General features: G+C 62.1%; 14 protein-coding genes and 1 tRNA gene. 6 read left to right on the top strand and 9 right to left on the bottom strand.

Annotated features, from left to right (window positions below):
* Positions 1-34: 34 nt before the first annotated feature.
* From STE01S_RS02845 to STE01S_RS02835, 3 genes are read right to left on the bottom strand one after another with little or no spacing between them, the layout of a single operon-like run.
* Positions 35-1,336, bottom strand: a complete 1,302-nt coding sequence (locus tag STE01S_RS02845; protein ID WP_174531822.1) for an amidohydrolase family protein — start codon at positions 1,334-1,336, stop codon at positions 35-37.
* Positions 1,333-2,745, bottom strand: a complete 1,413-nt coding sequence (locus tag STE01S_RS02840; RefSeq protein WP_003043523.1) for an amidohydrolase — start codon at positions 2,743-2,745, stop codon at positions 1,333-1,335. Before STE01S_RS02840 ends, STE01S_RS02845 begins: the two co-directional genes overlap by 4 nt.
* Positions 2,746-2,749: 4 nt before the next feature.
* A complete protein-coding gene (locus STE01S_RS02835) occupies positions 2,750-4,396 on the bottom strand; it encodes a peptide MFS transporter (protein WP_003043526.1) in 1,647 nt (548 codons plus the stop codon).
* A 166-nt stretch (positions 4,397-4,562) separates the two neighbouring features.
* Between STE01S_RS02835 and STE01S_RS02830 the strand changes: the two genes are divergently transcribed.
* The 3 genes from STE01S_RS02830 to STE01S_RS02820 all read left to right on the top strand — a co-directional run bounded on the left by STE01S_RS02830 (position 4,563) and on the right by STE01S_RS02820 (position 7,269).
* Positions 4,563-5,144: a nitroreductase family protein gene (locus STE01S_RS02830; protein ID WP_062764674.1), complete on the top strand. Its 582-nt coding sequence runs from the start codon at positions 4,563-4,565 to the stop codon at positions 5,142-5,144.
* A 71-nt stretch (positions 5,145-5,215) separates the two neighbouring features.
* The gene (locus STE01S_RS02825) at positions 5,216-5,563 is read left to right on the top strand and encodes a GntR family transcriptional regulator (protein WP_003043532.1); all 348 of its coding nucleotides are present in this window, start codon (positions 5,216-5,218) and stop codon (positions 5,561-5,563) included.
* Between the two features lie 110 nt (positions 5,564-5,673).
* Entirely contained in the window at positions 5,674-7,269 is a 1,596-nt protein-coding gene (locus tag STE01S_RS02820; protein ID WP_062764671.1) for a peptide chain release factor 3, read from the top strand.
* A 35-nt stretch (positions 7,270-7,304) separates the two neighbouring features.
* On the opposite strand, the gene dinB is transcribed toward STE01S_RS02820, so the two are convergent.
* Positions 7,305-8,429, bottom strand: coding sequence for a DNA polymerase IV (dinB, locus tag STE01S_RS02815; RefSeq protein ID WP_062764668.1), 1,125 nt, complete (start codon positions 8,427-8,429; stop codon positions 7,305-7,307).
* A 100-nt stretch (positions 8,430-8,529) separates the two neighbouring features.
* On the opposite strand from dinB, the gene STE01S_RS02810 reads away from it, so the two are divergent.
* The 3 genes from STE01S_RS02810 (at position 8,530) to STE01S_RS20245 (ending at position 11,543) form a co-directional block, all read left to right on the top strand.
* Positions 8,530-8,603 (top strand) — tRNA-Gly (locus STE01S_RS02810).
* Between the two features lie 318 nt (positions 8,604-8,921).
* Positions 8,922-10,832 (top strand): site-specific integrase, encoded by a 1,911-nt coding sequence (locus STE01S_RS02805; RefSeq protein WP_162928189.1) that lies wholly within the window; start codon positions 8,922-8,924, stop codon positions 10,830-10,832.
* Between the two features lie 228 nt (positions 10,833-11,060).
* The gene (locus STE01S_RS20245; RefSeq protein ID WP_162928188.1) at positions 11,061-11,543 is read left to right on the top strand and encodes a hypothetical protein; all 483 of its coding nucleotides are present in this window, start codon (positions 11,061-11,063) and stop codon (positions 11,541-11,543) included.
* Positions 11,544-12,099: 556 nt separating this feature from the next.
* On the opposite strand, the gene STE01S_RS02795 is transcribed toward STE01S_RS20245, so the two are convergent.
* From STE01S_RS02795 to STE01S_RS02775, 5 genes are all read right to left on the bottom strand, one after another.
* Positions 12,100-12,876 carry an HNH endonuclease gene (locus STE01S_RS02795; RefSeq protein ID WP_062764659.1) on the bottom strand — a complete coding sequence of 259 codons (777 nt, stop codon included), beginning with the start codon at positions 12,874-12,876 and terminating at the stop codon, positions 12,100-12,102.
* A 3-nt stretch (positions 12,877-12,879) separates the two neighbouring features.
* Positions 12,880-14,703, bottom strand: coding sequence for a hypothetical protein (locus STE01S_RS02790; protein ID WP_162928187.1), 1,824 nt, complete (start codon positions 14,701-14,703; stop codon positions 12,880-12,882).
* 88 nt (positions 14,704-14,791) lie between these two features.
* Positions 14,792-19,222, bottom strand: a complete 4,431-nt coding sequence (locus STE01S_RS02785; RefSeq protein WP_062764654.1) for an Eco57I restriction-modification methylase domain-containing protein — start codon at positions 19,220-19,222, stop codon at positions 14,792-14,794.
* The gene (locus STE01S_RS02780; protein ID WP_062764651.1) at positions 19,222-21,984 is read right to left on the bottom strand and encodes a DEAD/DEAH box helicase; all 2,763 of its coding nucleotides are present in this window, start codon (positions 21,982-21,984) and stop codon (positions 19,222-19,224) included. The genes STE01S_RS02785 and STE01S_RS02780 overlap by 1 nt, the downstream gene beginning before the upstream one ends.
* Complete coding sequence (locus STE01S_RS02775; protein ID WP_322787068.1) at positions 21,981-26,789, bottom strand: DEAD/DEAH box helicase; 4,809 nt, start codon at positions 26,787-26,789, stop codon at positions 21,981-21,983. The genes STE01S_RS02780 and STE01S_RS02775 overlap by 4 nt, the downstream gene beginning before the upstream one ends.
* Positions 26,790-26,830: the final 41 nt, after the last annotated feature.

Here is a 26,830-nt window from a genome sequence, read left to right as displayed (position 1 = left end):
CTTCATCTCGTGGCGCGCTCAGTCTGTCTGGCGCTTACCGGTCATAGGCCTTGGGCAATGCGCCTTCTTGCGGCGTCGCATAGCGATCGCGCAAGCGGTCTTGTCGCGTCACGAGCGATTGGCGCTTGCCGTCGATCCACACCGCAGTCGGCCGGCTGCCGAGTTCAAGCGGGTCATTGTCCCAGATCACGACATCGCCGACGCGCCCGGCGCGCAGCGATCCGATCGTGCCGTCCATGCCGACGGCGCGCGCGGGGGCGCTGGTGATCGCGGCGAACGCCTGATCCCAGTTCAGCCCGCTGGCGCCCGGCAGCTTGGTCAGCGCGACCAGATTGCCGGCATATTGCGTGGTATATCCCATCTTGTGCGCGTCATCGTCGTCGAACACGCCGACCGAAACATCGACGCCCGCGGCTTCGAGCCGCCCGGCGTTCGATTGCGTCGCGCCCAGCCGTTCGAAACTTGCGGGCAGATCACTCAACGGCGAGACCAGCACCGGCACCTTCGCCGCTGCGATGTCCCGAGCGACAAGCCAGCCCTCGGTCGCGCCGACGAGCACCAGCTTCAGCGCCGGAAATTCGCCCTTGAGCTTCAGCACGTTCAATATGTCGGCGGCGCGATCGACGCGCACGAACAGCGGGGTCGTGCCGTTGATCACGCGAACCAGTGCGTCGGCGTCGGCGCGCTGGATCAGCGCGTCGCTGCCCCATTCGGCAAGCGTCGCGGGATTGCGGGCATAGCTGCGCGCCGCGAGCAATTGTTCGCGGAACATCAGGAAGGTCGCCGCGCGGCTTCCCCCCGCGTTCGATGATCCGCCTTCACCGAATTCGATGAATTGCAGCGCGCGCGGGCGCGTCACCATGTCATTGTCGTCGCCCAGATCGACGACCGCCCCCTGGCCGGCGAACAGCCCGCTGCTGTCGCCCGGCGCGACGATCGCGCGGGTGACGCCGGCGGCGCGGTTGACCGCGACGGGCGAGCCCATCGGGTTGAGCGCGGGCGCGATGTCGATACCGGCCGAAAAGCGCGAACGGCGAGCCGAACGGTCGTTGCTGCCCTGCACGGCATCGACCTCGACCAGTCCGACGCGGCTGAACGCCGCGACGATGCCGGGCGTTACCCAATGGCCGCCGGCATCGACGCGCTCGATCCCCGCAGGGACCGCGACGCCCGCGCCCGCGGCGACGACCTTGCCGCCGCGCACGACGACGGTGCCGCCCTCGATCGGGGCGCTGCCGTCGCCGATGACGAGCCGCGCGTTGGTGATCGCAACATCCTGTGCCGCGACCGGGGCCGCGATCAGCGCGGCGGCGGAAAGCAGAAGCGCGCGCATCATTTCACATCTCCCTCGCCGGGCTGACCCAGCTCGAAATCGCTCACCGGTCGACGTTTGGGGTCAGTCGCGTCAAACATCAGCGCGCCGTCGATCCAGACCTTTTCGGGCCGCGTATAGACGCTGAACGGGTTGCCGTTCCACAGCACGACGTCGGCCATCTTGCCCGGCTTCAGACTGCCGGTCTTGTCGGCGATGCCCAGCGCCTTGGCGGGATTGTACGACAGCCAGGTCCATGCCTGTTCGTCGCTGATCTGCATCCCCATGCGCCGCCCCGCGGCAAGCCCCTTCGCCGCTTCCTGATTCAGGCGCTGAATCTGGTTCTCGTCGTCCGAATGAACGATCGTGCAGGCGCCCGCCTTGTAAACGAGCGCGATATTTTCGGGCACCGAGTCATAAGCTTCCATCTTGAAGCCCCACCAGTCGGCCCAGATGGCGGCACAAATGCCTTCCTTCGCGAGCACGTCGGCGATCTTGTAGGCTTCGACCGCATGGTGAAAAGCCGAAACCTTATATCCGAACTCGTGGCTCATATCGATGACCTGCGCCATTTCATCGGCGCGGTAGCAATGGTTCTGCACCAGGATTTCGCCCGACAGCACGCCCGCGAGCGTTTCCATCGCGAGATCGCGATCGACCGGCTTTCCTTCGTCGAGCTTCTTCTTATAGGCTGCGGCCTTGGCCCAGGTCGCGCGATCGACCGCGAAATTGCCCATGCGGGTCGAGGGCATGCGCCCCTTGCTGCCATAGACGCGCTTCGGATTCTCGCCGCACGCCATCTTCATGCCATAGGGGGCACCGGGGAATTTCATCCCCTGCACCGTGCGCGCCGGAACATTTTTGAGCACGACCGAGCGGCCGCCGATCAGATTGGCGCTGCCCGGCAGAATCTGGAGGCTCGTCACCCCGCCATTGGCGAGCGCGCGGCTGAAACCCGGATCCTGCGGCCAGACGCTATGTTCGGCCCAGACTTCGGGCGTCGTCGGGCTGGTCGCCTCGTTCCCGTCCGAATGCGCATCGACCGACGGGCTCGGATAGACGCCGAGGTGGCTGTGGATGTCGATCACGCCGGGGGTGAGATATTTGCCGGTGCCGTCGACGACGTCATAGCCCGCGGGGATCGCCGTATCGGGGCCGCCGATGCTCACCACCTTGCCGTCGGCAAACAGCGCGACGCCATTGTCGATGCGTCCGCCTTCGCCGTCGAAGATCGTCACGCCGCGCACCGCCGTCGGGCGGCCTGCATAGGCGTGATAGGTCGACGGATAAGGATCCTTGTTGAACTTCACAGGCTTTTCGGCGCTCGCGGCCGGCTTGTCGCCCGCCGACTGCGCCGAGGTGCCCGACGCCGCGCAACCCGCGAACGCCAGCGAAACGGCAGCCAGCAGACTGCCCTTCACGCCCCTGATCATATGCTTATGCCCCCTTCGGTTCGGGATGCGTCCCCGCCGCTTGCGGTTCGGCAAGTTCGCCAGCTCCGGCAACGCTGTCGTCGCGGTCGCGCAGCGTGTCGAGGTGCATCCACTTCTTCACGATAGGCGACAGCGCCAGCACGACGACGCTGACGCCGATCGTGATGAGGCCGATTTCCTGATAGATGGCGAGCGTCGCCTCCTTGGTCATGTCGCCGCTTTCGCCGCCGGTCGCTTCCCCGATCTTGCCGGCGACGAAATTGCCGACCGCGGTCATGTAGAACCAGGCGCCCATGATGAGCGACGCCATGAACGACGGCGCGAGGCGATTCATCGCGCTCAGCCCCACCGGCGACAGGCACAGCTCGCCGGTCGTGTGGAGAAGATAGAGCAGGAAGACGAAGAGGACGGGCGTCGCGACCTCGGGTCCGACGCTGCTCGCGCCCCACACGAAGACGAGGAAGCCCGCCCCGACCTGCGCGAGCGCCAGCGCGAATTTCGCCGGCGCCGAGGGTTCGAGCCCGCGCTTGCCCAGCCACTGCCACAGCGCCGCAAAGACCGGCGCGAAGAGGATGATGTAGATGGGGTTGATCGACTGGAACACCGACGCGGGCACGCCGCCCTTGTCGACATAGCGGTCGGTGTAGAGGTTGAAGCTGCCGCCGGCCTGTTCGAACAGACCCCAGAACAGCGGGTTGAGCGCGATCAGGAACAGAATGGCGAAAATGCGTTCGCGCGGTTCCTTCTCGAGCTTGAAGGCCTGGAACAGCACCCAGCCGAGCAGACCGAGGCCCGAAATGACGAGCAACGTCTGGATCACATCCTGATACTGGACGAGCGCCCACATCACGCCGACGGCGACAAGGCCGACGCCATAGATGCTCCACTCCTTGGATTTCGCGAGCGGTGCGGGTGCCTCGCCGGCGCCGAGCAGGACATTCTTGCCGAGCACGAAGACGATCAGGCCGGCGACCATGCCGATGCCGGCAAGGCCGAAGCCATAGGCCCAGCCGATCTTCTGGCCGAGATAGCCGACGAGGATCGTGCCGAGCGCCGCGCCGACGTTAATGCCCATGTAGAAGATGGTGTAGGCCGCGTCGCGGCGCATGTCGGTCAGGCGATAGAGCTGGCCGACCATCACCGAGATATTGGCCTTGAGGAAGCCCGAGCCGACGATGATGAGCGCGAGCGCGAGCCAGAAGATGTTGATCGCTGGATCGGCCTGCTTCGTCGCGGCATCGGTGATGCCGTGATCGCCCTCGAAGGCCATGAACAAATGGCCGAACGCGAGGAGCACACCGCCGAACAGCACCGCCTTGCGCTGCCCCAGATAGCGGTCGGCGAGATAGCCGCCGAGCACGGGGGTGATATAGACGAGCGCGGTATAGGCGCCGTAGATCAGGTTCGATTTGCCGTCCGAAAACAGCCAGTGCTGCGTCAGGTAGAAGATCAGCAGCGCGCGCATGCCGTAGTAGGAGAAGCGTTCCCACATCTCGGCAAAGAACAGCATGTAGAGGCCCTTGGGATGGCCGGCGAATTCAGGTTTCTTGCTGGCGGCGACCAAAGCGCCGATGCTCAAAAAGACCCCCAGGATGACCAGCGCAATAACCGCGATCCAGTCCCCCTCGTCCCATAAGGCCATATCTTTCATCTATATGCGTCCCTTTTCCCGGATGGTTTTGCCGCGGACTTCTGCCGCGCGAATGGGGCAACCTAGCGCGAAAATTGCGTATGGGAAGAATCTAATTGCGCATGAAACCAAAGCGCCCGGCGCGGCGGGGTTGCGCGGATGCGGGCGAGACGCCACATGGCGCGCGATGTTCAACGACACCTCTTCGCTGAAAAGCCACCTCGCCACGCGCCGCTCGGGCAAAGCTCGCGACATGGTCGCCCCCGGGCCCGACGCGGACGAATTGCGCGCGATCATCGAACTCGCGCTGCGCACGCCCGATCATGGCAAGCTCGCCCCCTGGCGCATCATCACGATCGCGCCCGAACAGCGCGATGCCTTTGCCGCGCTGCTCAAGCAGGCATGGGTTGCCGAAAATCCTGGCGCGGCCGGCATGGATCTCTCTGCGCTCGACCAGTTTGCGCAGCAGGCGCCGACGCTGCTGCTCCTCGTCTCGGCGCCCGTCGCGGGCAGCAAGATCCCGCTGTGGGAACAGCAGATGTCGGCGGGAGCAGTCGGCATGAACCTGCTCCACGCCGCGCACGCCCACGGCTATGTCGGCAGCTGGCTCACCGGCTGGGCGGCGTTCAGCCCGAACGTCGGCGCCGCGTTCGGGCTGCGCGAAGGCGACGCGATCGTCGGCTATTTCTTTATCGGCACCCCCGGCGCCGACCTGTCGGAACGCCCGCGTCCAGATTATGACGAAATCGTCAGTGCTTGGGACATTTAGTGTCGCCTAATATCAGTAGAAACTAATTTTCTTCAATTGACTGTGCTGCTGTCTTATGGCATTAAGGCGGCATGCTCGATCAGACCAAACCCGTTTATCAACGGCTTCGTGACGTGATCGCCAATGCGATTCTCGACGGCACCTTTCGCGATGGCGACATGCTCCCGTCGGTCCGGTCGCTCGCTGCCGAGGAAGGCGCCAACCCGCTGACCGTCGCCAAAGCCTATCAGACCTTTCAGGACGAAGGTCTGGTCACGGTGAAGCGCGGGGTCGGCATGTTCGTCGCCGAGGGTGCGACCGATCGCCTGCGCACGCTGATGCGCGAAGATTTCCTGACCAACGTCTGGCCGCCGGTCGCCGAGCAGATGCGCCGCATCGGCCTCGACGCGCGGACGCTGCTCGACCTCACCGACGCCTGATCGTCATTCCCGAACGCGACGAGCGGGGCCGCTGCGCCGCCGCTGCGCGAAGACACGATGCTGCGTCAGCCCTTTCCACTGACGCCGCCACCTGCTAGGCGCCCGGCGCCATGTCCCAGAACCACCCCGACCGCCGCACCTTCGCCATCATCTCGCACCCCGACGCGGGCAAGACGACGCTGACCGAAAAGCTGCTCGTTGCGGGCGGCGCCATCCATATGGCGGGCGAGGTCAAGGCACGCGGACAGGCGCGGCGCGCCCGCTCCGACTGGATGAAGATCGAACAACAGCGCGGCATTTCGGTGACCTCGTCGGTGATGACCTTCGAACATCAGGGCCTTGTCTTCAACCTGCTCGACACGCCGGGACACGAGGATTTCAGCGAGGACACCTATCGCACGCTCACCGCGGTCGACAGCGCGGTGATGGTGATCGACGCCGCCAAGGGGATCGAACCGCAGACGCTCAAGCTGTTCGAGGTGTGCCGCCTGCGCTCGGTGCCGATCATCACCTTCATCAACAAGGTCGATCGCGAAGGCCAGTCGCCCTTCGAACTGCTCGACGAGGTCGCCGACCGGCTGGCGCTCGACGTCTGTCCCATGAACTGGCCGGTCGGGATGGGTGGCACCTTCTCGGGCCTCTATGATCTGGTCGAACCGTCGCTCGCGGTCCCCGGCAAGGAAGCCTCGCGGGCGTTCGAGGGCGAACGGATCGCGCTCACCGGCCATGACGATCCGAAGCTCGCGGCGGCGGTCGATTCGCGTGCGCTCGATCAGTTCAACGAAGAAATCGAGCTCGCCTCCGCGGGCTATGCGTCCTTCGACGTCGACGCCTATCGGAACGGCGACCTCACCCCCGTCTATTTCGGCTCCGCGCTCAAGGAATTCGGCGTCGTCGATCTGCTCGCCGGGCTCGCGGCGCATGCGCCGGGGCCGCAGCCGCAGCCTGCCGAACCCGCGCCGGTACGGCCCGACGACGATGCCGTCACCGGCTTCGTCTTCAAGGTGCAAGCGAATATGAACCCCGCGCACCGCGACCGCATCGCCTTCATGCGCCTGTGTTCGGGCAAGTTCGAACGCGGGATGCGGCTGACGCAGGGCGGCACCGGCAAGGCCATCGCGATCAGCCGCCCGATGCTCTTCCTCGCGCAGGACCGCGAAATGGCCGAAGAAGCCTGGCCCGGCGACATCATCGGCATCCCCAACCACGGGACGCTGCGCGTCGGCGACACCCTTTCCGAGCGCAGCGACGTGATGATCACCGGCCTGCCGAACTTCGCTCCCGAAATCCTGCGCCGCGTCGCGCTCGTCGATCCGACCAAGACCAAACAGCTCCGCAAGGCGCTCGACGACATGGCCGAAGAAGGGATCATCCAGGTCTTCTATCCGGAGATCGGCGCCAACATGATCGTCGGCGTCGTCGGCCAGCTCCAGCTCGACGTGCTGATCAGTCGGCTCGAGGCCGAATATAAGGTCGAGGCAAAACTCGAGGCCAGCCCGTGGGATACCGCGCGCTGGATCGCCAGCGATGACGCCGCCGCGCTCAAGCAGTTCCAGGCCGACAATCGCGGCGCCGCCGCCACCGACCGTGACGGCGCTCCGGTCTTCATGGCCAAGGATGCGTGGGAAGTCGGCTATGTGACGCAGCGCAACCCGTCAATCCGCTTCACCGCGACCAAGGAACGGGTGTTCGCACCGGCCCAATAATCTCGCCGCCCCCGCGAAGGCTGGGGCGACCTACATCAGAGCAGGCTCAGCAAATCTGCGGGCGCAGCGGCCGTGTCGCTCTCCTCTTCTTCGCCCTCGAACTTGCTCAGCGTCACGCCGAGCAGCCGGATCCCCTGCTCGACCGGCAGCAAGGGGGCGAGGATCGCCTCCCCCGCCGCGAGCAGCGCCGCCCCGTCGGCGATCGGCGCCGCCACCGACTTCGCGCGCGTGATCGTGCGGAAGTCGGCATAGCGCAGCTTCAGCGTCACCGTCCGTCCGCGCGCGCCCTTCTTCGCCGCCCGGTCCCATACCACGGTGCAGACATGGGCGAGCGCCTCGCGAATTTCGGTGTCGCTGACCAGGTCGTTGAAAAAGGTCCGCTCGCCGCCGAGGGACTTGAGCGGCCGATTCGACCGGACGCGGCGATGGTCCACCCCGCGCGCCAGATTATAGAGCCATTCGGCGCTATTGCCGAAATGCGCCGCCAGCCACGCGCGGTCCTGCGCCGCCAGATCGGCGCCCGAAAAGATGCCGAGCCCCTCCATCTTCGCGGCGGTCACGGGGCCGATGCCATGGAACCGCCGGATCGACAGCGTCTGGACGAACGCCGCGCCTTTCCCCGGCGGAATCACCGTCATCCCGTCGGGCTTGTTCTGATCAGACGCCAGCTTGGCGATGAACTTGTTGTACGACACGCCGGCCGAAGCAGTCAGGCCGGTTTCGGCGCGGATGCGTTGCCGGATCAGCCGCGCGGTCGCCGTCGCGCTGCCCAGTTCCGCCTTGTCGCGCGTCACGTCGAGATAGGCTTCGTCGAGCGACAGCGGTTCGACATCGTCGGCGTAGTCGTGAAAGATTGCGCGGATCTGATGCGATATCGCGCGATAGGCGTCGAACCGCGGCGGCACGAAAATCAGCTCGGGACACTGGCGCTTCGCGGTGATGCTCGGCATCGCCGACCGGACGCCGAATTTGCGCGCTTCATAGGATGCGGCGGCGACCACCCCGCGCCGTGAAGACCCGCCAACCGCGACGGGTTTGCCGCGCAGCGCCGGGTCGTCGCGCTGCTCGACCGAGGCGTAAAAGGCGTCCATGTCGACATGGATGATTTTGCGAACCGGCACCTCGCCGCCGTCCGCTTCGCTGTCGCCGGTCTCGCTCACACGCCGATTCCTAGCATGTTGCCACGATGTTCTCAATCGCCGCTGCGTGTTCCGCTTGACGACCCCGCCCCAAACTGGCAATCGCGCGCACCTTGGCGAAGCGGGTATAGCATAGTGGTAATGCTCTAGCCTTCCAAGCTAGCTAGGCGGGTTCGATTCCCGCTACCCGCTCCAGTCCTCTCCGAAACCCGCAGAAAGCCGCCATTCGGAGGCGGCAATGCGGATTCCCTCACCTATAGCGTTACACACAGCATCCCACATATTTCTAGCGGAGCTTGGCCACGATCGGTCCGCACCTTGGAAGGGGGTCGCGCGATGACTCGCCAGACATACCTCCTGCGCAAGACGGGCCGATATCATTTTCGCCGTAGATTCGCATTCTTGGGAGCTTCCGGACGTTCTATAATGGTCGCTTTGAGAACAGCGGACCCGGTAGACGCCAGAAACTTGGCACGCCGACTCGCCGCGCGATGGGATAAAGTGACGCTAGCCATGGAAGAAACCTTTGAGCGCGGGACTCTGACATTGTCCGAACAGCAAAGCCTCATGCGCAAGGCTCTTGAAGACGAACTTGCAGATGCCACGCGCGCCAAACGCGGAAGCTTGCATGCCGACATCGCCTCCCCAGCGCAGCGCAAGGTGTTGATCGCCGCCTACCGAATTGTTGGCGCCATGCCTCACGACACTGGCGCCGTCGGGCAAGCCCAGATGGACGAGGTAATCGACGAAAGCTGGACCGCCGAGGAACGGGCGCTGCTTGGAAAGACCCTTCGTCTTTTTGTGACGTCGAATACGATCACTCGGACCCAAGTCGACGGCGCCCTTGCCGCGCTTGGCACTCCAGTGAACGAGAGCACCCGCGCGGAAGCGCGTTGGATGATGTTCAGGGGCCGCATTGAGGCGCAGGAGCGCGCGGCCCTCATCGAGCACCCGCTTTTCGCGGACAGCGTCGTTCCGGGCGTGGATCTCTTAGATGATGCAAAGGTGGAGCAAGCAAGGAGGGTGGTGCATGCTCCCGTCCTTCACGAGATTACTAAGCCGGATCCGGGCGTCGCGAGCCGTCAATGCACCCCAACCGCCGAGCATTGGTTGTTCGCCAAGACATCGACGGTGCGTTTTAGCGAACAGATCGACGAGCTGGAAAGGCGGATGTTCCGGGTGAACGAATGGCAGCCGGACAATGGGAGGACGCGGCAAATGCTTGAAGCGTTTGCCTGGCTTACAGGCGACAAAATCATGTCGGATTATGAGCCCTCGGATATCGAGACATACGTATCTCGCTTGTCCTGCATCAGGAAAGATTTCGCGTGGGGCAGGCTATATGAGAAGGGGGAAATGGCGGTTCCCTACGACCCAGGAAAATTCCCGGAGGAACTGAAAGACGTTCCGCCCGAACAGCAACGCAGTAGCAGGACCGTAAACTCGCACATAAGCAAGCTGCAGGCTGCAAGCCGGGTCCTCTCGAAGAACTACTGGCTGCCAAAAGCCGGTGCCGGCAACGTTATGATCTTCGACGAAGCAAGGAGGTTGGTAGTCATAGAAGACGCCGTTCGAATGCCATGGACGCCGGAGCATCTGCGCACGATGTATTCGCTTCCGCTTTGGCAAGGAGGGGGTGGGCAGCATGCCCGAGTCAAGTTTGCGGGTCGTTCGACAGTGTATCAGGACGCCGCCTATTGGGCACCGCTTATCGCCACCTACACGGGCATGTCCCGTGAGGAGATTTGCGGTCTCGAGTGCCTCGACTTTGACTTTGCGAGCGAAATCCCATTCCTTTTGGTTCAGAAAAATATGACGAAATCCAAGGATGGGGTGAAGCCCGCAGGTCTAAAACGTCTCTCCCGGCACAGAGTGATGCCACTGCATCCCGAACTCATTGAATTGGGGCTGCAGGACTATGTGCGCAACATCGAGGCCGAAGGCCACAAAATGATTTTTCCCGAGCTTTATCTCGCGGACGCCAAGTATGGCGGCGGGGGCGAGAAAGTCCCCGCTTTCGGTGGCCGCCGCTTCTACGCAATCGCTTGGCGTTTCATCATGGACGCCACGCATGCCAAGCATCCGTTGCCAGAAACCGCAGGCGGCAAGAAGTCCGATTTTCAGTCTCAGCGAACCTTCAATATGTCGGTCCTCGCCGCGCCCGGCGTAAGCGAAACGCTAATCGCAGACCACATGGGCCATGCTCGCAAAGGGACTGGTCCGCGAAATTATGATCGGCGTGCACTAACACTGGGACAAAAGCGCGAGTTGTCCGAGCGCCTTGAGGTATTGGTGCGCGAGACGCCGGTCGTAACGAATCATGTGCCGCGGCAGTCAATCGTCACTCTGCTTCCGCTGAACCAACGGTCCCGAGTTGGTTCGGCAGAAGGCCGAAACGCCGCAGAAAGATTTTGCGCTGATTAGATTGAACATTCAGTTCGCGGGGAAAACTCGTGACGTTTAGCTGATCTGCAATGGCCAAAGTGGCGCAGGAGGGCGCAATGTTGCGTTTATCGTGCTCGCCCTTACGTGACCCGTGTCGCCACCAAGCCGAGGACCAGCGTTACTTGCTCGCTGGAAGCAATTTTAGTTCATCTGCATTCCTTTGGTGAGCTATGCTAATTGCCCAGGCTGGTTGGCAAGGATGGGGCAATGAGAAAAGGATTGGCTATTATGATTGGTGGAGCGATAGTCCTGTCCACAGCTGGGGCGCTATGGTTGCCGACGGCTGCTGCAGCCGACGAACTTATCGGACTTGTTTGCGATGGACAGACAACCTGGCCGGCTTCCATTCCCGACACTGTCTCACAGGAACACTTTATCGTCGATCGCCATGGCGGAAAAATCATCCATCGTGGTTCCCGGCCCTCCGATGTGTTGGCGGAATATGCATTGACCATCGATCGGGATCGATACCGCGGAGAACGTCAGGAGGAAGGACGGACCAATGGCGGGTATCCTATCCATCGTTTCGAGACAGTGTCCCTTTCGCGAGACGACGGGGCCATAGAATCTGTGTCGCATGCCACGACCTCGTTTCCCGATGGCCCCATCACCCAAACGACACGGTTTGAGGGGCGGTGCGAAATCGAGGCTGCCAATTCGATCGTCGAGAGCAGGCCACCCAAATTCTAACTCGCGAGGACAAATTTAACTAGTTGCTTGGGGGTGCTGTGTTCACACAATCTTGTAAAACAGTCCGGCTCAAAGTCTCCGACGTCGCTCTGCGAGACGTTTTTTCGGACGTTGTCAGAGTTCACATGATTCACCGCGCCTTTGCCAGAGCTGGCGAAATTATCCGCATCGAATGCGACGGGAAGGTCGCCTACGCCGTAGCAAGGGGCCCCGCTGGCGTCGGAGAGACCGGGATCGCGATGGACTTGGCGCTTCGTAGTCGGCTCAAGGTTGCGCCGGGGCAAGATCGAGACTTCCTGTTCAGGAAGGCTGGTCCGTGGGGGCAGCTATGTTGGGCATGGCGGGCAACTGACGCCATGCCGCGGATCGCCGCACGCCTCGGCGTCCTATCTGTGATGCTTGGTCTCATCGGATTTGGGTTGGGCGTTATTTCCCTCATTGGAAGTAGCACGCCTGTGTCCGTATCAGTGCAGCTGTCGCTATAGTCGATGTGCTCGTAGAGGTAGCATGCTGGCAACTGCGGGTGGCAATGTTGCTGCGCGATCCGGGTTAGCGTTCATGTAACGTGAAACCCATATCGCTGGCGATGCCGAGCCAATTTCAATTGGTGCACCTCAGTCAGAGACAAGGCGCGCGGCGTGCCGAGCACGCAGCGCGCATGTTCACTCAGCGAAGGGGCAAAGATGACCTGCCCATCGTCGCGGAAGCTGATCAATCCCGCATCGAATGCCGCGTCCCAGTGCGCAGCCAACAACAGGCCGTTATGAACGTCTAGACGCTCTGCGTCGCTTTCACATTCGGCCCACGGGACGATATGGCTAGCGCGGAGCAAAGCCGGATCCTCTATGCCGGTCAGAGGACACCGTGCGTTCCAATAGCCCATAAGCGCGCGGCGGAAATGATCCTGACCTATGCGCACTCGGGTCAGGCGTTCCGCCTCGGTATTGCCAAGTCCCGCCACTGCAGCTTCGAACTCGTGCAACGGAAGCGTCGGCAATGTGCTGGCAAGAACGTAAGCTCGGTGTAGGGCCGCCCGAAGATCGCCTTGCTCGGCGAAGGCGAATGCGGCCCGCATTCCTTGCGGAACAGGTTCGGCTGCGGGCGCGCCGAGTTCTCCCGCGACGCCAGCATGGCCTACGGACAAAAACCAGGCCGCTCCATGCTCAGCAACCGCAAGGCCGATTTCTCCGGGGACGTTTATGTCGGAACGAAAATAGACCCAGCCGTCAGCCTCTCCATTTTCCTGACGATAACCGTGGTTGTAGGCCGCTTCCTTCAATTCGGAGCGAAGCGCAGCCGAGATGTCGCGAACGCGGGCTTGAGTTGACAGCACGTGCTAGAGGTCCCTTCTGAACAATCGGGATTCCTGCGGTGCGCTGCTCAGCTGCAGCACGGTCCAAGGTTTCTCTCGCAGTTTTTCGGGGGGAGCCGTCGTGGTGGTGATGATGTATTGAAACTGTGGCTCGTCCGTCTGACTCTCAACCCAGAGCGCCAGTTCGAATATCCGATGATAGATCCCAAGACCCAAGTCTGCCTCGCGGGGACTGTCATGTAGCCAGAATCCGGGCAGTTCCGTCTTGCCTTCCATCGTCAATAATAGGGCTGCCAGGTCGAATGCGACGACCTTTAGCGAGTCGACGGCTGCGGTCGTCAAATCGCCGTGGAGCGAAATCACCGGCTGGATGCCATTTTCATTAAGCTGCACGCTGCCTTGGGCGCCCTCCGGGACAAGAAAACGTATCGTCATGCCGAACAAGGAAGACAGCCGCTCTACGATCCCTTGTGCCTCTTGGCGGATAGATGCGGCCCAGCTTCGTTCTCTGGCCTCGGCGGCGGTTTCGCTCTGAAACTCGACCTCGTGCTTGGTGATTTCAGCAAGATATTCCGGGTATCGTTTCGTCAGCGTAACATAACCGCTCGCCGATGCGAGCGCTTCTCTGGACTTTGTCGCGGCGTCCTCCAACGCCTTATACGCTGCCTTCGCCTGCTCAAAACGCTGCCGTGCGAGCGCGGCATCCGGTTTCAATGCTTGTTGCTCTTTAAAAAGCTTGCTTCTCCGTTCAACCGCCTTGCCATGGTCCTCACGCAGCCGTGTCAGTAGCGCAACCTGTTCATCGAAAAACTGCTGTGCTCGGGGCGGCATCGGCTCACCACAGGTCGGACACAGCGGATCGGATGCGTCTTGAGCGTCAGCTGCCGCGCGAGGCACCTGCACATCGAGCGCTCGAATAGTCGCATCAATTTCGGGTATGGTCGCGTCGATCTCCGTTAGGCGGTCTTCTATTGTTCGAAGCTCGCCTTTCTTGTCCTCGACGAGCTTCGCCGCCTCCTGCAACTTCTGGTCGATCTGCGGGTCGGCGCGCAATTGTTCGGCGCTGGCTGCTGCGGTTGCCTTTCCGATCCATAAGTCGAATGTGGTATTTTCTCCCGGGTCGCCACCGAACATATCTTGCAGGTTTTGGGCGACGTCATCGCGAACCCATTCAACCCGCTGTTTACGCCGCGCTGCCTCCTCCGCCTTCCGCTTGTGTCCCTGCGCCCGCCTCAATGCGTCGATCTCGTCTTGCTGGAGCGCCTTCAGCAGCAGTCGGATCACCCGGACACGATCAGGCTTGGACATATTTCGAGAGGGAGAGCGCGACTGGGTTTCTGGTGCGCGCCAGTCAAGGATATCGAGCAGGCGGCATTCCTGATCGCGCGTCAGCCAAGCGAGCGCCAATTCCCAAGCGTCATCAAGGCTGCTTCCGATCGGCATGTGTTGTGCGGCCGACGGCATCACTTTGCTCGCGATCGCCTGCCGTAGTGGGCTGACGGTCGAGTTGGGAATTTCTCCCCTCGCCAAGACGTCCAGCGATCCGCCTTTCTGCGCATAGTGCCTGCCGCTTCCGGCACCTGCGCCTATTGGACGGATGACATTCCACAATTCGCCATCGAGCATGATTTCGGCGCCCACATGGGCGTCAGGTATCGCATCAGCGATCCGCTGGCGTTGCGCGTCGGTGCCATAGCTGTCCTCTCCGAGGCAATAGCGGATCAAGCGGCAGAAGCTGGTCTTGCCGCCGCCGTGGCCCATGTGGCCAGCCTCTCCCTGAGCATCGGGGGACCAGACGATGTTAAGACCGGGGCGCAGCGGGACATCCTGGATTGGCGGCTTCGCCATCGCGCTCCAGATTACAAGCCGCCTGATCCAAAGACGCGGGCCATCGCCGTGGATCGGCTGAAAGCCGTCGAGCGACGTGGCGAAAAGGTCAGGCAGCGGCGGCTTGGGCAACGAAAGTCTGCTCCATTGGGCTCAACGTGGCGGTGGCCGCATTGAGGTCGATCGAACGCAGCGCATGCCAGACGAAGTCGGCGCGGCCTTCCGCCCATGGCGGCAGCGGATTGTCATATATTGCGGCTCCGCGATCAACGGTTCCGGTTTCGACGTCGTAGCGCCATGCTCGTCTTGCCGCGAGTTGAGCCTGCGCCGATGCGAAATGCACGAGCCGAGAAGCCGAGAAGGATGGCACACCAGCCGAAATGGGCAGTGCCGAGGCGTCGCCGACAAGCCGCTGCCATTCCGCTGCCGAGGCGACAGGTAAGTGCGGCATCAGCAGATGGGGCTGCGCCGCGTAGAGGAAGGCGAACGTCACCTCGCGTAGCGGACGGGGCTGTCGCATCCGCTTTACGATGGCGGAAAGGAGCATGCGCACGTCGACCTCATCGTTGATCGCGCCCTGCCACTGACCGTTCGCGAGCGATGCCGTATTGGGGGCCGCCGCGACTTGCGCGTCATAGGCGGCAAGGACCAGGCGCTGAGTGCGGTATTCGCCATATTTGGCGATCTCGTTCTTCTGGAGGACGCGGAAGGTTTCGGACGGATAGTCGGCGCCCATCAAGTCCTTGGGATCGAGCACGTAGCGCAGCTCGTCGCGGGTCAGGCCATAGGCGAGCGCATACCAAGCATCGAGCTCGGAGCGCAGCTGTGCGCGCCTATCCTCGTCCCAGGCGAAGGGCGCGCCCTCATAACCCAGATCGCGCGCGAAGGGGGCCATGGCATGGCTGGTATAGCTCAGCTCCAACACGCGCGGGACGATGAAGGCGAGGTCGGCTTCGGTATAGACTGTGGGTGGAAGTATGGGGAGTTGTTCGATCAAGAAAAATGTGATGTTAACACCACTAGTTTTGTTTCGGACAACAAAGTCATTTGATAGTGATGCAAAGTTCGCGATCATGCAAGCATATAGGGCAGGGCTTTTCTGGGAAAAAACATATAGTATGCTATCTCCTCCCGCTGCCAGGTAGTGTGGAAGAACGATCATGGTTCGTTCGTTTCCGACGCCCATAACTTTATTGGAAAACATGCAGAATGAGGATTGGCTTCTGCTCGAGATCCTCGCTTTCAGCTCATGGTCTGGTAGCCAATAAAACGGGTCGGGTTCAAAATTTGGATCCGACAGTTGTTGTAGAGTCGAGTCCGGTAGCACCCGGTGGCCGCGATCCTCACGATCACCGTATGACGTCCGCCTGTGATCAAAAAAGCCGAACATCTTAGACTCGAGCAGTGGCACATATCGATCCGATGCTTCGCTGTGCGTCCAGTCAGTTCCAGCTTTTGTCCACCCCGCTGCGGCTAATTGCGCTGCGGTTCGAAATAGAGCGCTGTCGTTCGACATATCGAACATTCGCATGAAGCTGATGCCCCAAGGGTTGCCTTCCTCGCCTTTAATTTCTTCGATTAGCACAGGAACCCGATCATAGATTGCGGCAATCAGTCGAGCGTCCTCCCGCGCACGAAAGACAGGGGCTGTCTTTGTGTTCGGGTTGATCCGCGCGATCTCGTCGGGCGACAGGGTAAATCGGCGGCGACGATCTTCTAGTTGCGACGGATCGGTGAGGAAGAAGGCAAACTCGGCCTCGCGAACGTCGCTCCCGATCACAAGCAGGCTAAATTTGGCGCTGCGGTGAACGCCGGAGAACAGCGGCCGGCTGTTTTCGAAGTCCATTAGGCGAATTAGACGCCGCTCGCTCACCAGATGCCCGAAGAATGGCGCGGTGGTCGCGTCAGTGGCAATTCCGGTCGGCACGATCACTCCTGCGCGGCCACCCTCCCGCGTCAGGTTAAGGAAATGCTCGGCGAACAGGGCATAGGTGTTGACGTCGCCAGTGCCGGTATAGGCGTAGCGCCCGCCTTCATCACCTGAAACGCGGGCAAAGGCGCTGGTCGCCTCGGCGACGCGCTTGGCGGTCTGGAAGGCGTCGAACAGCGCGCGGTCGGGGGTGCCCGGCTCGGCGCGGCGGAGCGCGTCGATCATCTTCGTGCGTGCCGCCGCGTTGGGTGCATCGGCGATGGCGGTGCCGGCGAAGAACTCCTGCTCCTGCAGCTTAATCCGCTCCCACGGCGGATTGCCCAGCACCACGTCGAACCCGCTGCGTTCGATCATCACATCGGGGAAGGCGAGCGGCCAGTGGAGCACGCGTGCCGCCTCCGCCGCGTCGACCGCAGCGCCCTCCATCGGCCCATAGACCTGCCCGCCGCCGAGCTTCGCGTGCACCTCGGAGGTCGTCGGCACCATGTTGCGCCCGGGATTGAGCGGCACTTCAGTCTTGGACATCAGAAAGGCGGCGACATAGAGGTCGCAGGCGACCCGCGTCGCATAGCGTGCAGGATCACGCCGCCACGCTTCGAACGCCTCGCGCTTCTTCTCTACCTGTCCGACCGTATCCTCAGGCATTCGGCGAATGGTGGAAAGGTTCGCGGCCAGCCGCGGGGGCGGCATCGAACCCGTGCTGCCCGCCCAGTCGAACTGGCCTTGGCCCTTCTTCGACGCTTTGTTCTGCTGGGCGTAGTATCTAGCAGCGTTCTTGTCGTCGCCTGTCAGTGGCTTGTATGCGGCGTCGGGCACCCCCTCCTCCAGCGCGTCGAGGCTGAATACTCCCAGCAGCGCATCGCCGCAGCGTATATTCGCGTCGAGGAACCCCAACGGCTGCCCTGGGGAAACACTCTCGATCCACAGCGCCACTTTGGCGAGTTCGACCGCCATTGGGTTGCGATCGACGCCATGAATGCAACGACCGACGACATCGCGCAGCGCCGCCTGCTCGTCGGGCGCGTCGGGATCGCGCAGTTCTGCGACTTTACCCGCCATCCGCCGCGCCGCGCCGAGCAGGAAGTGGCCGGAACCGCAGGCGGGGTCGATCACCTTGAGATCAAGTATGGCGTCGACGCCGCCATTCGCCTCGGCCTTCTCCAGCACCGGGTTGAGCGCGCTGTCGAGCAGCGTCTCGACTAGGCTGTCAGGCGTGTAATAGCTGCCGCTGGTCTTGCGAGCATTGCCTTTGGCCGCGGCCAACGAGAACTCGCCTGCCTGGGTGAGGGCGGGACGTAGTTCGAGCAGGCTTTCGTAGACGCTGCCCAGTTCTTCCGTGCGCATGTCGCGCCAGTTGATACGCGTGCGCATGCTGTCGACTTCGATGAAGCCAAGGCTCCAGATCGCGCGCAGGAAACGGCGATTGGGAATGCGCGCGGCGTTCATCGTGGGCGTGCCGCCACGCGCGAACAACCCGCCCAACGCGGGAAGTCCTAGAAGTGGCTGCCCCTGTTCGAGTGCCGCAAGCGTGACCTGCATCCCCTCCCATCCATCGTGGTGAGCGTCATAGGCTGCGCGGCGAGCGGAACGTTCGCGCCAGAAGGCGAAGCTGTAGCTCCCCTCATAGAGTGCGCGCGCCTCGCGGCCCGTAGTGCGCGGGTGGAGCAGGTCGCGATCCTCCGCCACCGCAAGGAAGATCAGGCGATAGACGGTGCGCAGGAGCTCTTCGAACAAGAGCATGGTAGCCGCTGGATCGCTGGCGATTTGGTCCCGAACGGCGGGGTTCGCTTCGATCAGTCCCTGGCCCAGCTCGATCAACGCGGCCTCGACGCCCTCGCGCAATCGTTCGCGCGCGGCGGTGCCCTGTTTCAGTCCCCCCTCGCGGGCCTGCTCGAGCGGGGCATTGCTGGGCGATGCGCCGGCGGGTCCGAAGCGGCTGGCATGGGTGAGCAACCACCAGGCGGTAAAATCCGCGAACATCTCATCGCGAAACATCGCGCCCAGATCGGCCTCGATCCATGCGGCGCGGGTAAGGCTGGCGTTATCACGCATCAGCCGCACGCGATCGCCCGCGAAGACCAGGCCCCAATAGAATGCTGGGTTAGCGTTGAGCCAGTCCTGCAACAGCACTATCGGGCTGCGTCGCGGGCGGCCTTCGACGCCGTCGCCGAATTCAGACAATGCTCGGGTGAAGCCGATCGGGCGGCCGCGTTCGTCCTGCGCCGGCGGCGCGACGACCACCGGAACACGGCCGTCCCGGTTCTCAAGTGCGATGCGATAGCGGCGGGTGCCATCTTGATGTTCAACCGGACCCTTCAGGTCGTCGAAGCCGAAGACCTTGCTCAGCAACTCGCGCGCGAAGGCGGCGGTCTGCGTCGTTGTGGGCGCATCGATCTTGGCGTAATCACGCCAGATGCCCTGACCGATCCGGAAATAGCGAGAGATTTCGTCAGCCAGCGTCAGCCCCTTGGGCACCTCATAGCTGGCGGCTAGTTTCGCGTCGCGCGTCGCCCCAGCGATAGCGGCGACCTGTTCGGGCGCAATCAGCCCGCCTTCGATGGTGATCGCTTCCAGGCCGAGCTCGGCCGCCTTGCGCAAGTGCCGGGCCATCAATTGGCCTCCGGCACGAGGACGTAAAGGCCGATGACATCGGCAGGCAACACCGGCGACACTTCGGTGGTCACGCCGGCTCCGGCGGTGGCTGTCTTCACCCGGTCGTGATCTTCGCTCAGAGCCGTAGCGCGAGCCTTGGCATAGGCTTCGATCGCGCCCTGATAGCCCTCGATCCGCGAGCCCGCTGCCTCGACCTGCCGTGCAATCACCGTAGAATCGAGATTACCTGACGCCACCGCTTCGAGCAGCGCCAGCGCCTCCGCACCGTTTGCAAGTTCGCCGTCGGGGCTGAACGCGAGTGCCGTTGCCTCCTCAGCAAGCAGGGTGCGCCGCCCGCTCGTTACCAGCGTGAAGCGAAGCCGAAGGAGCAGCACAGTTGTCAACTTGGCGACGCTACGCGTGCGCCAAGCACCCGCGCGACCGAGCGCCACCCGACCTTCTACTCCACCGGGATCTAGCGCGCCCTCCGCCATCGTTTCGGCCAGCAGTGCCACCAACGGATGCACACGTCCGATATAACTGACATCAGGCGGCGGATCGTCCCGGAAGCTAACGGGGCGAGTGCCCGTTAAGCCCCGCGCGGCGAGTCTTTCATGCAGGCGTTGCGGCAGGCGATCATAGTTGATCCGCCACTGGTTGCCTTGTTCGCCGATCCCGCCCTGCGTGATCCGACCGAGCGCACGGCGCGTGAACCGTTCGACCTCAGCTGGCCCGCCGTTGAGAGCGCGCAGTCGCTGCCATTCGGGCAGCACTTCGGCAGGATCAAGCGTGTTTTGCGCATAGATCGCGCGGCTCTTCTTCATATTTTCCTCGGCATCGCGCCAAACTGACTCGACTGAGGGCGCGCCGCTGCCGAAGTCGAACGCCCCTTGTGCACGCGGATTGCTCGATCGGAGCAGCATCGCCTGCATCAGCGCGCTGGTGACGCTGGCACTGTCTTCCGGCACAGGAACCGTGACCCCGGTCGCCTGGCGGATACTCTCGGCCTTGCGGGTGATCACTTTGAGGACGGCGCCATCGATCATCGAATTCTCGCCAAACATCATCAGTGACCACACCGTCGGTGACTGTTGGCCGAAACGGTCGACCCGCCCCTCGCGCTGCTGGTGGCGGGTTGGGTTCCAATTAAGATCGTAATGGACAACGGCGTCGAACAGCATCTGCAGATTGATGCCCTCTGACAGGCAATCAGTGGCGACCAGAATGCGCTGCGGATTATCCTTCATAGCATCAACCCGTCCGCGACGCTCGTCCGGGGTAAGGCGGCCCGTCACGACCTGGACGTCGAATTTCTTGAACGTGTCGCGTAGCGCCTGGCCTACCGCCTCGGCAGTGGAAATGAAGCGGCAGAATACGACCGGTCGCGCGCCTTTGGCGATCAACTTTTTGAGTTCGCGGATAAGAGCGCGCAGCTTGGGATCGTCATCCGTTCGCGCGGCAAGTGCATCCGCTTGCGCGATCAGCTCATCAAGCGTGGTCCGTTCCTCCGCATCAATCGCCGTGGCTGGCTCGACATCGGAATCGCTGAACGTCCCTTCGTGTTCGTCCGTGAGTATCGGCTCCAGCGACGCCTCTTCGGCAATGCCGGCCAATCGATTCCTGAGCGCACTCGCTGCCGCTGCCGGTGAGGACCCGACGCAGCGCATCAGCGCCAGCGTCCCCCAAAATGCCAGCCGCCGCGCTCGCTCGCCGTCAGCACGTGTCGCGACACCAATACAATAATCGAGCACATCTTCCTGGAATGTCAGGAATGCATCAACCAGCTGATAGGCGAGTTCGCCGGTCTCCGCCTTAGCGAATGCCCGCGCTTCGCCCCATTTGTCTTGAATGTCGGGGCGCCGACGTTGCACCAAGTGCCGCGCCAGCCGCCTTCGCCAAGTTTCGCTATTATCTGGCACGGTCAGCGAGGGGTCGAGCAGGCCTAGCAGCCGCTGAAACGCATCCTGGTCACCGCTATGCGGTGTTGCCGTTAACAGGATCAAATGGCGGGTAGACGTGTCCGCTAGTTCGCGAAGTAGGGCATAACGCTGATGTGAGCTGCCTTCTCCACCACCGACGCACGTATGCGCTTCGTCGACGATTACGAACGGCGGACAGGCGCGCGCGAACTCGGCGCGCCGCCCCTCTGTCTTAATGTAGTCGAGACTGACGACAGTCGCCGGATAGGCGGTGAAGATGCTTTCGGACAGTGCAAGCCCACGCTCGAGTGATCGTGCGCGTGCCGACGTTACCGCGACGGCATCGATGTCGAACTTCGTCGCAAGTTCCTCGACCCATTGCTCGACTAGATGCGGCGGGCAAAGCACAGTGAACCTATCAACCTCGCCGCGATCCATCATCTCCCGCAGAATCATGCCTGCTTCGATTGTCTTTCCGATACCTACGTCGTCGGCGATCAGGAGCCGCTTCACATCCTGGCGCAGAGCCATCAAGAGCGGCACAAGTTGATAAGCGCGAGGCTCGACGCCGAGGTGAGCCGCGCTTCGGAAGGGTCCAGCTCCGCGTCGCAGCGAAAGGCGCAAGGCATCGGCGAGAAGCTGTGCTGCTTCCTGCGTATCGAGTTGATCAGGCGTGGGATGCGCAAATGCTGCGCTCCGCAATGGCTCCGATTCGAGCGCGGGGGCGAACGTAATCGCATCCTCTTCCGAGCCGGACAGCGGACGAACGCGCAGCAAGTCGTCGGCCGGTTTGCCGAGCACAATCCATTCACGCCCTCGCGCGGTGACAAGATCCCCAGTCTGTAACTGCGCGGGTGTCATGCTGTTACTCCGAGGGCGTCCGCAAGCGGCGCAGGCATTGTCGCAGTAGGAGATCCGGGCAGCTCAATCAGTTCGCGTCCCCAATCCCTGCAATGCGCTATTAATGAGGCTGGCGCTGGCGCTATCACCGCCATCACCATCCGGCTAGGCCAGCAGAGCGGATAGTTGATGCCAGCGATCGTTTCGGCCTCCGGTAGCGGCGCCTTCCAGCGCGCAAGTGCATCAAGCCAAGGCTCGTCTGCGGCGCCAACCGCAGCATCGGCGGTGCAGCGAGTCATACTATCAAGAAGCGACCTGACCAGCCCGTCGCGACGATCAATCATCAGATGATCGGGCTGGTTGTAATAAGACAATAGGCATCGGTAGCAGCCCGCGACGCACGGTTCCGCCGCTGGGTCGTCGATCAATGCGTCGTCTTGGCGATGCAGATGCATAAGTTCAATTGCAACTTCAGCAAGCCGCCGCCACCGACTGGGATCTTCCATCAATCGCTTCAGCACGCCCGCGCCGCCTTCTGATGCTTCGTAAAGTAGCAGGGCATTACGATCATCGCGGGTGGGCAGGGGTTCCCCAAGCAGTTCGCCTGCCTCAAGAACATGTTCTGCTTCAATCGCACGGACCAACGCGTGCTGGAGCGTTGCCAGCTGCTCGTTGGTTAAGCCCAAACCCGGATCAAAGCGAACCAGCAGTGCGTTTTTGGTATCCTCCACCATCGGCACAATCGTCTGGCGGCGCGTGCCTTTGACAGGATCAGCGCCTTCCTCCTCACCCTTGGCCTCGTTCTTCAGCCAGCGACCCGTCACAGTGTCGATGTCGAACCCGAACGCTTCCCTTTCTTTGCGCCGCCTAAGGCCAAGGTTGAGCCGTGAGAGCCGCGTCTGCGGCCCATAGCGGGCTGCCAATAGCGGCGCGCCGTCCGCAGCCAGTGACAGGCGTTGCTCGCCATGGCTATCTGCGCTCCAACGAAACACCGTGCGAATTTCGAATCCGCGGCGCTGGCGATCCTCGTCATTGGCTGTGATCCGTGCACCGGGCTGAGCATCGACATTTTCGATACGGAACAGCTCGGCAATTCGGCCCTCGCTGGTGAGAGTGTCGCCGCATACGGTGCACTGTTCCAGCGTGATTTCCTCATGCGCAGCCCCGCAGGTCTGACAGCAGACGAAGGTTTGAGTTGCGAGCTGCTGATCGTCATTCAGCGAACCCGCCGGCAGCTTGGCCCGATGACATCGATAGGCCTTGCCCTCGTGATATACGAGCGCGTTTGGACCAAACTCTGCGATGGCGAGGAAACGCGGTCGCTGAAGCACCGCCGATGCCTTCTCCTGATCGATAAAAGCGTAAAGTGGAAGTCGCGGAAAGTTGTAGCCAGGTAGGAAACCCTCGGTCGCGAGATACCGATAAGTGTAGAAGTCGGACCCAGAGGAACTGGTGCCCGTCTCAAGCAGCTGCACCTGCCGGTCAGCACCCAAATAGCGGCTTCGAGCTTCAGCGCGATCCTTGGCTGACAAACCGGTGCGCTGTGCGATTGCGTTTGCGGCTTGCCTCTCGATTGCGGCGGATTGGTAGAGCGTGCGCCAGCGGTCGAAGGATTCTTCAAAAGCCTTCGCCGCACCAGACCACAATTTAATAACGAACGCCTCCACATCGGAGAGCTCATCCGGCGGCTCGGCAGGCAGGGCTGACCGCACCACGGCAACAGCACGAGCAAGTGCCACCTCGTGGGCGGTCGCGGTAGCAAACGCCCGCTGCAAGCGGCTCGCTACAGGATGTGTCTCAACATCCATTTGAAGATTATCTGGGATCGCAGTGCCGATCGGCTCAGAAACGCTAGCCAGCCACTCGGCCTGAACATGGCTCGCCAGCAGATCAGGATTTACTAGATCGATGGCCGGTGCCCGCACGACACCAGCTACAAGGTCCTTGCGCCGCTCGAAATAATATTGATCGTGAGGGCTCTGCGCCGCGCAATAGGTGATTACGAGCGCTGCTTGGCCGCTCCGGCCGGCGCGCCCTGCACGCTGCGCGTAGTTCGCGGGCGTAGGTGGGGCATTGCGGAGGAACACGAGATTAAGCTGCGAAATGTCCACACCCAGTTCCATCGTGGGCGAGCAGAACAGAAGCGGTAGAAAATCGGTGCGCTCACCGCGCTCGATCATCTTGTGGCGCACTTCGCTGATCCGGTCCTTGTCCGCCCGTCCATAGCGGAACCGATCCTCGCGCCATTGCCGCACGTCAGAATCGACCTGAGCCGTATGTTCGCGACCTTCGAAAGAGAAGGGCATTCTCCCGCTCTCGCTTAGACGTTCGGAGACGTCGGCATACAGGCGCGAGAAAAAACGATTGTCTTGAACCGGGTTCGCCTTGCCATCGCCGGCGTGTAGCTGAATCGCGCCGGGCGCGAGCCGCCACCCACCGTGGCCGACTCTGCGGACAATTTGATGCGATTCTGCCGCCTCAAGCATGGCATTAATCAGCGGTTCGCGCTCCTTGGCCGGCACGCCTCCCAGCGCCTTGTCGATCATCTTGCCGATTGCACTCTGCGCCGATGCTTTGATCGTCCCCGGGTCGGTCCTGCCGTCTGGCTTGCCGACGATAAGTGTGCCTTGCCGAGCGAGGTCGCGCTCCTCTTCTTCGCGGGCGATCGACCACGGCGCCTTGATATACTCTCGCGACCGCTGCGCCACTTGCTCAAGCACGGTCCGGTCGAGCGCGTCGACCTGGATCGCCAAACCCTGACGCATCGAGTCAAAGAGATTACGGAACAGTTCCGCTCGCTTTTCGGGGAGCGCCGCAGCAAGGTGGGGATCGCGCTCGCACTCCATTTGGTCCGCGGCAAGCATTTCTGCGCCGGGGTAGCGCACTGCAATCAGCGCGAGCTGATCAAGATTTGGATTGGTATAGCGCCATCCGCGCCTGAGGTCGTTCCATAGCCGATGCGCGAGCACCTGATTGATAGCGCGCTTCGCCTCATCCAGCGCGGCGAAGCCCTTCGGATCGGGGTTCGACATCCATTCCTCGCGACGCGTGACGATCTCGGGGTCAAAACCGAGTGCACGGCGTAGAGCGTCACCGAACTGCTCATGGGAGAGACCCTCAGCGCCCGCCTGCCGCACCGCGCGCAACATCGCCGCGCGCAGCAGCGTGACGAACACAAAGTCATTGAAATGACCCGACTGCAGCGCCGCGTCCTGCCGGTTATCGGTGAAGCTGAGCAATTTCCGTCGGTAGCGATCCTCTGGTGTGGCAGCCTGCTCCATCCAGTCGAGCGCCGCGGTAGTGATCAATGTGGTTGCCGAACTGCGCCCTTCGGAAGAGAGGCTGGCGAGCTTGTTGATATCGCGCGCTTGGCTTGCTGGCTGATGGCCGCAATGTGGACAGAAGCGAAAGCGACCAGGAAAAAACCAAGCCGCAATGCCGTCGGCCGCCGCTTGCCCGTCGGGTCCAAGGACAAGGCGCTGCCCTTCATGCTTTCCGCGATGGCTCGACTTCAGACGCCGACCCTTGGCTCCTTCGTCGATCCAATCATCGGGGTAACTGTCCACGTCGCCTGCGAAATCCAGATCGCCGGCTGCATCTGGGACCAAGAATCCGTGCCGATATCCGTCATGATCGCTATCGTCCTTCGGAGTTACGTCAATAGATCGTGCCAGCACTCGTCCAGAACGGTCGATCGAAACGCTGTGCACTTCCTGCCCGCAGTGGCGGCAGAAGAAGAGTGGATACAGACGGGCATCAGGCTTTTGCCGATCGAACTGCTCGGCTGCCAGCTGAACACGCCGGATCCCAGCCCGCTCGAGAGTGGCATGGGCGTGACCCGCTCCGCCGAGAAACCGGTGGAGCTTGAACGCCATGAATGCGCCGCTGCTCGCATCAAAAGCTGTGCTCATCGCTACCAGCCGCTGACGCAGCGCAGCCGCGCACTGGTCCATGTCGAGGCCTGTCATGCTGGCGAGCTCTTCCGCCGCGTCAGTGAGGGTCCGTGGCTTGCGACGTTCAAGTGTTTCGCCCGCTGCCAAACCGATATTGAGTTCGATCCACACCGCGAGCGCATCGGTTTTCCAGTCGGTAGCGACATCCGGATCTAGCACTGCCTGTGTCAGCGCTCCCGTGAAGGCCGCCTCGCCACTATCCCATTCGGTCGCCCGGTCCAGTGTTTCAATAATGACGTCGTCCGGCAATACTTGGCTGCCGAACAATGTCGTGCCAACGCGCGCGACTGTTTCGCGCCCGCCATCCGCCTCGCCCGATGACATCGTTGCGGACGTTCCGATACAAAGCATCCTTGGCGAGCCCATACGCTCTCGGACACGTCGCACCAGCATCGCCACGTCGGCACCTTGCCGACCACGATAGGTGTGCAGTTCGTCGAGAACGAGGAATTCGAGGTCGCCCATGTTGGCGATGACCTGCCGGTCAAGATCGTCTTGTCGGGTCATCAGCAATTCGAGCATCATAAAATTGGTCAAGATTATGTCTGGCGGATTGGCGGCGACACGTTTGCGCTCTGCGTCTCCTTCTTGGCCGGTATAGCGTGCGTAGGTCGGCTTAAGGTCTTCTGGCAGTCCGCTGTCGCCAATGAACTTCTCCAGTTCCTCCAATTGTGAGTTCGCAAGAGCATTCATCGGATAGATGATGATAGCGCGTGTCCGTCGCGCTTCGCGGGCGCGCCGAGCGCGAAGGATGCAATCAATGATCGGAACAAAGAAGCACAGTGACTTTCCGGAGCCCGTCCCTGTGGTAACGATGTAGTTCTTGCTGAGCTTGGCTTTGTGAAACGCCTGCTCCTGATGGCGATGTAAGATGAGGGGCTTACGCGGTTGGCCCAGCGCAAAAACGTCTAAGT

It is taken from the genome of Sphingopyxis terrae subsp. terrae NBRC 15098 (assembly GCF_001598815.1).
Classification (GTDB): domain Bacteria; phylum Pseudomonadota; class Alphaproteobacteria; order Sphingomonadales; family Sphingomonadaceae; genus Sphingopyxis; species Sphingopyxis terrae.
This window is presented reverse-complemented; position numbering and strand designations above follow the sequence as displayed.

Excerpts from the sequence above, each read along its gene's own strand:
- STE01S_RS02835 (WP_003043526.1), bottom strand. The coding sequence starts at position 4,396 with ATGAAAGATATGGCCTTATGGGACGAGGGGGACTGGATCGCGGTTATT.
- STE01S_RS02825 (WP_003043532.1), top strand. The coding sequence starts at position 5,216 with ATGCTCGATCAGACCAAACCCGTTTATCAACGGCTTCGTGACGTGATC.
- STE01S_RS02830 (WP_062764674.1), top strand. The coding sequence starts at position 4,563 with ATGTTCAACGACACCTCTTCGCTGAAAAGCCACCTCGCCACGCGCCGC.
- STE01S_RS02790 (WP_162928187.1), bottom strand. The coding sequence starts at position 14,703 with ATGGCGAAGCCGCCAATCCAGGATGTCCCGCTGCGCCCCGGTCTTAAC.
- STE01S_RS20245 (WP_162928188.1), top strand. The coding sequence starts at position 11,061 with ATGAGAAAAGGATTGGCTATTATGATTGGTGGAGCGATAGTCCTGTCC.
- STE01S_RS02805 (WP_162928189.1), top strand. The coding sequence starts at position 8,922 with ATGGAAGAAACCTTTGAGCGCGGGACTCTGACATTGTCCGAACAGCAA.
- STE01S_RS02840 (WP_003043523.1), bottom strand. The coding sequence starts at position 2,745 with ATGATCAGGGGCGTGAAGGGCAGTCTGCTGGCTGCCGTTTCGCTGGCG.
- STE01S_RS02845 (WP_174531822.1), bottom strand. The coding sequence starts at position 1,336 with ATGATGCGCGCGCTTCTGCTTTCCGCCGCCGCGCTGATCGCGGCCCCG.
- STE01S_RS02785 (WP_062764654.1), bottom strand. The coding sequence starts at position 19,222 with ATGGCCCGGCACTTGCGCAAGGCGGCCGAGCTCGGCCTGGAAGCGATC.
- STE01S_RS02780 (WP_062764651.1), bottom strand. The coding sequence starts at position 21,984 with ATGACACCCGCGCAGTTACAGACTGGGGATCTTGTCACCGCGCGAGGG.
- STE01S_RS02820 (WP_062764671.1), top strand. The coding sequence starts at position 5,674 with ATGTCCCAGAACCACCCCGACCGCCGCACCTTCGCCATCATCTCGCAC.